Source organism: Longimicrobium sp. (genome assembly GCF_036280135.1).
In the GTDB taxonomy this organism is placed as follows: Bacteria; Gemmatimonadota; Gemmatimonadetes; order Longimicrobiales; family Longimicrobiaceae; genus Longimicrobium.
This window is the reverse complement of the sequence record NZ_DASURI010000745.1, coordinates 1-6,383: the sequence shown is the minus strand read 5'-3', so window position 1 is coordinate 6,383 and position 6,383 is coordinate 1. Positions and strand designations below refer to the sequence as shown.

The following is a 6,383-nucleotide window of genomic DNA, read 5'->3' as shown; positions in this document are numbered from 1 at the left end:
CGCTGCTGGACCGGGTCCTTGCCAGGGCGGGAAGATCCTTCGGGGCCGCACGCATCCGTGCACGTTCGAGCTCGTGAGGGCCCCTCAGGAAACAACTAGTTTTCCGGAACCCGGATGGAAACAGCGAAGCCGGCCCCGTGCAGGGAGCCGGCTTCGTCGCATCTGCCGATGACTCGCGATCAGCCGCGGCGGCGGGCGGGGCGCGGGGCGGCGGGGGCCACGTCGGGCGACATCGGACGCGGGACGACAACCGGGCGCTGGGCCACCATCGCGGCGCTGTCCGTCTCCGCGCCAAACACGCGGCGCACGCCCATCCAGGCGCGCACCAGGCTGCTCTGCGGGCGGTCCAGGCTGCTCTCGGTGATCTGCCCGCGGCCGCTGCTGGCGTGCACGTAGCGGCCGTTGCCCACGTACACGCCGATGTGCGTGACGCGGTTGCCGCGGCCGAAGGTGAGCAGGTCGCCGGGGCGCAGCTGGCTGGGATCGCGGGGGATCTCCTGCCCCACGCGGGCCTGCTGGGCGGCCGTGCGCGGCAGGTTCACGCCAAAGGCGCGAGCCAGGTACTGCGTGAATCCGCTGCAGTCAAAGCCGCTGGGCGACGTGCCGCCAAAGACGTAGCGGCGCCCGAGCTGCTGCCGGGCGAGCGCGACGACGGAATCGCGGCGGGCTTCGATGGTAAAGCGGGGAGCGTCCGTGTTTCTGGCCAGCGGGCCTTCCTGGGCCAGCACGACCGTGGGGACGAGGAGGACGGGAAGCAGGAGCGCGCGAAGCGCGTTTCCACGGTTCCGGGTCATTCGTTCACGGGGTTTGGGTCCACGTTCCCGGCGCCAGGAAACAGAAGTTCCGCGTGGGCGTCCCTCCTCCACGCGAGAGGACTCCAGGAACGGCCGCGGCGGCGCCGGACGGGTACGATCAGAAACTGCTCGGGTTGAACGGGCGGCAACCTAGACCGCGTATGGGAGGGCGTCAACACCTTCGGTTTCGCTGATCCCGTAGCATGTTGCGGTGCATCGGCTTGCGGATTCGTCTTCGGGTAGGCGGATAAGGCGGTGTGGACAGACGGGCGGGCGCGCGGCATCTTGCGCGGACCCGAAGTGGATCCGCTCGGTGTCCGCTTCCCGCGCATCCGCATCCATCCACCCGTCCGACCCGACCCATGCGCAGACTGCTCGCCGTACTCGCGCTGCTGGCCACCGCGCTCGTCCCCGCATCCGCCGCGGCCCAGGCGGACGTGGGGGCGCTGCGGCGCACGCTGGAGGAGATCATCCGGCCGTACGAGGGCACGGTGGGGGTCAGCATCCAGAACCTGGCGACGGGGCAGACGCTCTCCATCCGCGGCGACGAGAAGTTCCCGTCCGCGTCGCTCATCAAGGTGTCGGTCCTGGTGGCGCTGCTGGACGAGGTGCGGCGCGGCGCCATCCGCCTGGACGATCTCATCACCATGATCGCCCGCGACCAGGTGGGCGGCAGCGGTGTGCTGCAGCACTTTCACAGCGGCCTGGGCATCACCGTGGAAGACGCGGCGCGGCTGATGATCATCATCTCCGACAACACCGCCACCAACCTCGTGCTGGACAAGGTGCCCATGCGCACGGTGTGGGCGAAGATGGACTCGCTGGGGCTGCCCGCCACGCGCATTCACAGCAAGACGTTCCTGCGGAACACCAGCGTGGCCATGGACAGCTCCGTCCGCTACGGTCTGGGCGTCACCACGCCGGACGAGACGGTGCGGCTGTTCGCCCTGCTGCACCAGGGACGCGCCGTGTCGCCGCGGATGGACTCGCTGGCGCTTTCCATCCTGCGGCAGAACGAGGACTGGAACAAGCTCGTGCGCTGGCTGCCCGACGGCGCCACGGCCGCGCACAAGACGGGCGACGTGGACCAGTCGCGCAACGACTGCGGCATCCTGTACGGCCCCGACGCGCCGGTGGCCGTCTGCGTGATGACGCGCGAGAACCGCGACACCTCGTACGCGACCGACAACCCCGTCAACCTGCTGATGGCGCGCATCGGGGTGGAGGTGTATCGCTTCTTCAATCCCTCCGCGCCGGCGGCAGTGATCCCGAGCTTTCAGGGAATAGGGAACAGGGAATAGGGAATAGCGGGCCCGGAACGGATCATTCCGGGCCCGCCTTGTTCGCTCCGGCGCATGGGATTAGGATTGCGGCGCCGATCATCCGTTTCCCCGCCTGACGCTTTCCCGTCCTGCCGATGAACTACGTATCCTCCCCCGACGTGCTCGTCGGAACGCTGCTGGATTCCACGGGCACGGTGCTGCTCACGGCCATCGCGTTCGCGGTGCTGGGGCTGGTCGCGGGCGTGGGGCTGATGATCGTCTGCCGGCGGCGGGGGATGCTGCGGCGCGACGTTCCGGCGTGGGCGTGGGCCGCGCGGCTGCACTTTGTCTACGTGCCGCTGCTGATGCTCACGCTGGGCGGGGCGCTGGGCAGCGTGTACGGCGCGCACCGCGTTACGCGGCGCGCCATCGACCACGGCTCCGCCTCCATGCTGGCGTACGCGCACGGATACCTGCCGGCCCTGCAGGCGTCCATCGACGCGACCATCGGCGCGCGGGGCGACGGCGAGCCCGTGACCGTGGAAACGCTCATCGCCCGGCAGATGCAGACGGACCACGTGCGCAACCGGTTCGCGCGCGCGGCCCTGTACCAGCTGAACGTCGCCATCGTCCACCACGCCATCGACCAGGTGAACGCGCCCGAGGCGGCGCGGCGCCCCATCGAGGCCCTGCGCCACCTGGACCTCGCGAAGGTGGAGCCGCGCATGTACGAGATGCTGCCGCGTACCCTGCACGCTACCGCCAACGCGTACTACATGGGCAAGTACCTGTTCGTATGGATGCTCTTCGCGCCCTTTCTGCTCATCCCCGTGGCCGAGTACGCGGCCCACCACGTCTACCGCCGGCGCCGGAACACTGAGCGGTGCGCCGTGCCGGACGGTGCGGTGATCCCCAACTCCCGGGAATAGGGAATAGCGGGACGGGGCGGATGGACCGCGGCGAGGTGGCGGGATGGACCGCGGCGGGGTGGCGAAGTCCGCGCCGGAGCGAATGAATTCGCCGCTGGAAACTCGCGAAGTCCGCCTGCGCGGACTGCCCCAGAAGAGGCCGCTCCGGTGCACCGGAGCGGCCTTTCGCGTTTACCCGCTCGGGCCGGGTGCCTGCCAACGCTGCAGGGAGGCCGTTCGAAGTCTACACCCTCTCCCGCGCAGTTTGCGGGAGAGGGTGCGAGCGACAGCGAGCGGGTGAGGGCCTACTCCGCGTCCGGCAGGGTCTCCGGCGCGCCGTCCTCGATCCACACGCTCTTGATGTTCACGAACTCGTGGATCCCGAACTCGCCCAATTCCCGCCCGTAGCCGGATTGCTTGACCCCGCCGAACGGCAGCCGCGGATCGCTCGCCACCATCGCGTTCACGTACGTCATCCCCGCCTCGATCTCGTCGACAAAGCGGCGCCGCTCGTCCTCGTCGCGCGTCCACACGCTGCTGCCCAGCCCGAACACGGAATCGTTCGCCAGCGCGATGGCCTCGTCGATCCCCGCCGCGCGAAAGATCGTGGCCACGGGGCCAAAGACCTCCTCGTGGTACGCAGGCGCGTCCTCCGGCACCTCCGACAGCACCGTGGGCGGATAGAAGAAGCCCGGCCCCTCCATCGGCTCGCCGCCCGTGAGCACGCGCGCGCCCGCCTTCACGGACGCACGCACCTGCTCGGCCACCTCGTCGCGGATGGCGGCCGTGGCCAGCGGGCCCACGTCCGTGCCGTCCGCCATGGGGTCGCCCACGCGCAGCCTGCGCATCTCCGCCACGAAGCGCTCGGCGAACGCGTCCGCCACCTCCGCGTGCACGATGAAGCGCTTGGCGGCGATGCAGCTTTGCCCGTTGTTGATGCAGCGCGCCCTGGCCGCCGTGCGCGCGGCGGCGTCCAGGTCCGCGCTGGGCATGACGATGAACGGATCGCTGCCGCCCAGCTCCAGCACCGTCTTCTTGAGGTTGCGCCCGGCCCGCTCCGCCACGCTCTGCCCCGCCGGCGTGCTGCCCGTGAGCGTCGCGGCGGCCACGCGCGGATCGTCCAGGATGCCCGCCACGGCGTCGGAGCCAATCAGCAGCGCCTGGAAGACGCCCTCCTCGAAGCCCGCGCGGAGAAAGATCTCCTCGATGGCCAGGGCGCACTGCGGCACGTTGGACGCGTGCTTGAGCAGCCCCACGTTGCCCGCCATCAGTCCCGGCGCGGCAAAGCGGAAGACCTGCCAGAACGGGAAGTTCCACGGCATCACGGCCAGCACCGCGCCGATGGGGAGAAAGTGCACCTCGCCGCGCGCCGTGCCGCCCACGTCCACGGGCCGCGCGGCCAGCATCCGCTCCGCGTGGTCGGCGTAATGGCGGCACACCCAGGCGCACTTCTCGGCCTCGGCGCGGGCGGCCGCGAGCGTCTTGCCCATCTCCATCGTCATCAGCCGCGCCCACTTTTCCTTCTCCGCGTCCAGCAGCTCGCCGGCGCGGCGCATCTTCTCCGCCCGCTGGGCAATGGACGTGCGCCGGTGACGGCTGAAGGCATCGGACGCGCGCTGCAGCTTGTGCTCGAGCTGCTCCGGCGTGAGCGCGTCGAAGGTCCGCAGCGTTTCGCCCGTGGCGGGATTGATGGTGGCGATGGGCATCGGTCGGCCTGGCTCCGGCTCTGGATTTCGGTGGATGACGTGCGCCGCATCCTATCCTGCGGCGTCGCGCTGCCCGCGGCAACCGGACACCGATCGGCGGATGCGGATTATCCACGATTCCTGCCGACGATGGTCCCGGGCCGCGGGCGATGGATGCGGCCGATCACCCGCCCTTGGCCGGCGATTCCAGCCCCGCGGCCTCGGCCACGAGCGCCGCGGCGGCGGCCCAGTCCAGCTCGCCCCGGCCGCGCGCCACGCCGCTGAGCATGCGGTCGTGCACCACGCCGGCCACGGGCATGGGCACGGCGGCCGCGTCCGCCGCGGCCAGCACCAGGCGCACGTCCTTGAGCCCCAGCTTCATCGGGAACCCCGGCGGCGTCCACCGCTCCGACGCCACGAGCCTGGCATAGCCGGGAAGGATGGGCGAGCCCAGCAGCGTGCCGGAGAGCACCTCCTCCAGCGCCGATGCCTCCACGCCGGACTTGCGCGCCAGGGCGAACGCCTCGCCCAGCACCTCCACCATGCTGGCGAGCAGGAAGTTGCCGCACAGCTTGACCACGTGCGCGGCGGGCGCGTCGTCGCCCATCCAGAACGTGCGCTCGCCCAGCGCGTCCAGCAGGGGGCGCACGCGCTCCGCCACGTCCGGCGCGCCCGCGGCCACGATCTTGAGCCGCCGCCCCTCCGCCGCGTCCGGCCGCCCGAAGACGGGCGCCGCCACGTAGCCCTGCCCGCGCGCCGCGTGCGCTTCCGCCAGCCGCCGCGACAGCGCCACGCTGATGGTGGCCGCGCAGACGTGCACGGCGCCGGCCGGCAGCGCGTCCAGCAGTCCCTCGTCGCCGAACACGGCCTGTTCCACCGCCGCGTCGTCCGCCAGCATGGTGATGACGGCCTCCACGCCGCGCGCGGCCTCGGCGGGCGTGTCGGCCACGGTGGCGCCCTCGACCGCCTCAGCGCGGGCGCGGGTGCGGTTCCACGCCGTGACCTCGTGGCCGGCGGCAACCAGATTGCGCGCCATGGGCAGTCCCATGGCGCCCGTCCCCAGAAACGCGATCCGCATTCGTCCTCTTTCCCCCGGGTTCCGTGATCTCCGGGTTCGCCCCTGGAAGGACGATGCCGCGGGCGCGACAGGTCCGAGAGCAACGGCATTCTCACGCAGAGCCGCGGAGGACGCAGAGTACCCCGGTCCACGCGGGAACCGGGGTACTTCGCGCGTAGCGGGCCTGAACGGGATCGGGATCGGCGGATTCAGCTCACGACGGCGTACAGCCGCAGGACGGGGGGTGACGACAGCGGGTCGGCGGCACGGACGCCCTCGAACAGGCGGCCCAGCCCATAGGTGCGCCGGCGGTCGGACGCGCGCTCGGCGTCGTAGCGCGGCAGCCACGCGGGCACGCCCTCCGGCCGCAGGTCCAGGCGGTACAGCGAGGGCGGCGCTTCCCGGCCGCGGGTGATGAAGTCCACGTCGAACGGGTCGTCCCGGGGCCGCAGCAGCGCCTGGCCCACCCCGGACGGCATCCACGGCACGGCCGCCGAATCGTCCCCCAGCCCGCGGACGTGCAGGTGGGGAACCAGGCGCCGGCCGCGCAGGGCCATCCACGCGCCGCGCCCCCGCGGCGACGTGGTGTCGTCCACGACGATGCGGACACGCACGGGCTGGTTGTCGGCCACGGCGCCGCGCACCCGGGCAATGGGCGCGCGACCGGCGCCGCGCGA

The 6,383-nt window shown here is 71.5% G+C and carries 6 protein-coding genes; 2 read left to right on the top strand and 4 right to left on the bottom strand.

Annotated features, from left to right (window positions below; all coding sequences use genetic code 11):
* Nucleotides 1–179 precede the first annotated feature (179 nt).
* The gene (locus tag VFZ20_RS24130; protein ID WP_329686515.1) at nucleotides 180–794 is read right to left on the bottom strand and encodes a C40 family peptidase; all 615 of its coding nucleotides are present in this window, start codon (nucleotides 792–794) and stop codon (nucleotides 180–182) included.
* A 362-nt stretch (nucleotides 795–1,156) separates the two neighbouring features.
* Here VFZ20_RS24130 and VFZ20_RS24125 point away from each other — a divergent pair, with 362 nt between their 5' ends.
* Together VFZ20_RS24125 and VFZ20_RS24120 are read left to right on the top strand one after the other, a co-directional pair.
* Complete coding sequence (locus tag VFZ20_RS24125) at nucleotides 1,157–2,095, top strand: serine hydrolase (protein WP_329686514.1); 939 nt, start codon at nucleotides 1,157–1,159, stop codon at nucleotides 2,093–2,095.
* Between the two features lie 116 nt (nucleotides 2,096–2,211).
* Nucleotides 2,212–2,985 (top strand): hypothetical protein, encoded by a 774-nt coding sequence (locus VFZ20_RS24120; protein WP_329686513.1) that lies wholly within the window; start codon nucleotides 2,212–2,214, stop codon nucleotides 2,983–2,985.
* 284 nt (nucleotides 2,986–3,269) lie between these two features.
* Here VFZ20_RS24120 and VFZ20_RS24115 read toward each other — a convergent pair whose 3' ends face one another.
* The 3 genes from VFZ20_RS24115 to VFZ20_RS24105 all read right to left on the bottom strand — a co-directional run.
* Nucleotides 3,270–4,670, bottom strand: coding sequence for an NAD-dependent succinate-semialdehyde dehydrogenase (locus VFZ20_RS24115; RefSeq protein WP_329686512.1), 1,401 nt, complete (start codon nucleotides 4,668–4,670; stop codon nucleotides 3,270–3,272).
* Between the two features lie 163 nt (nucleotides 4,671–4,833).
* Entirely contained in the window at nucleotides 4,834–5,727 is an 894-nt protein-coding gene (locus VFZ20_RS24110) for an NAD(P)-dependent oxidoreductase (protein ID WP_329686511.1), read from the bottom strand.
* Nucleotides 5,728–5,915: 188 nt separating this feature from the next.
* Nucleotides 5,916–6,383, bottom strand: a 468-nt coding sequence (locus tag VFZ20_RS24105) for a hypothetical protein (RefSeq protein WP_329686510.1), incomplete at its 5' end; no start/stop codon positions are given.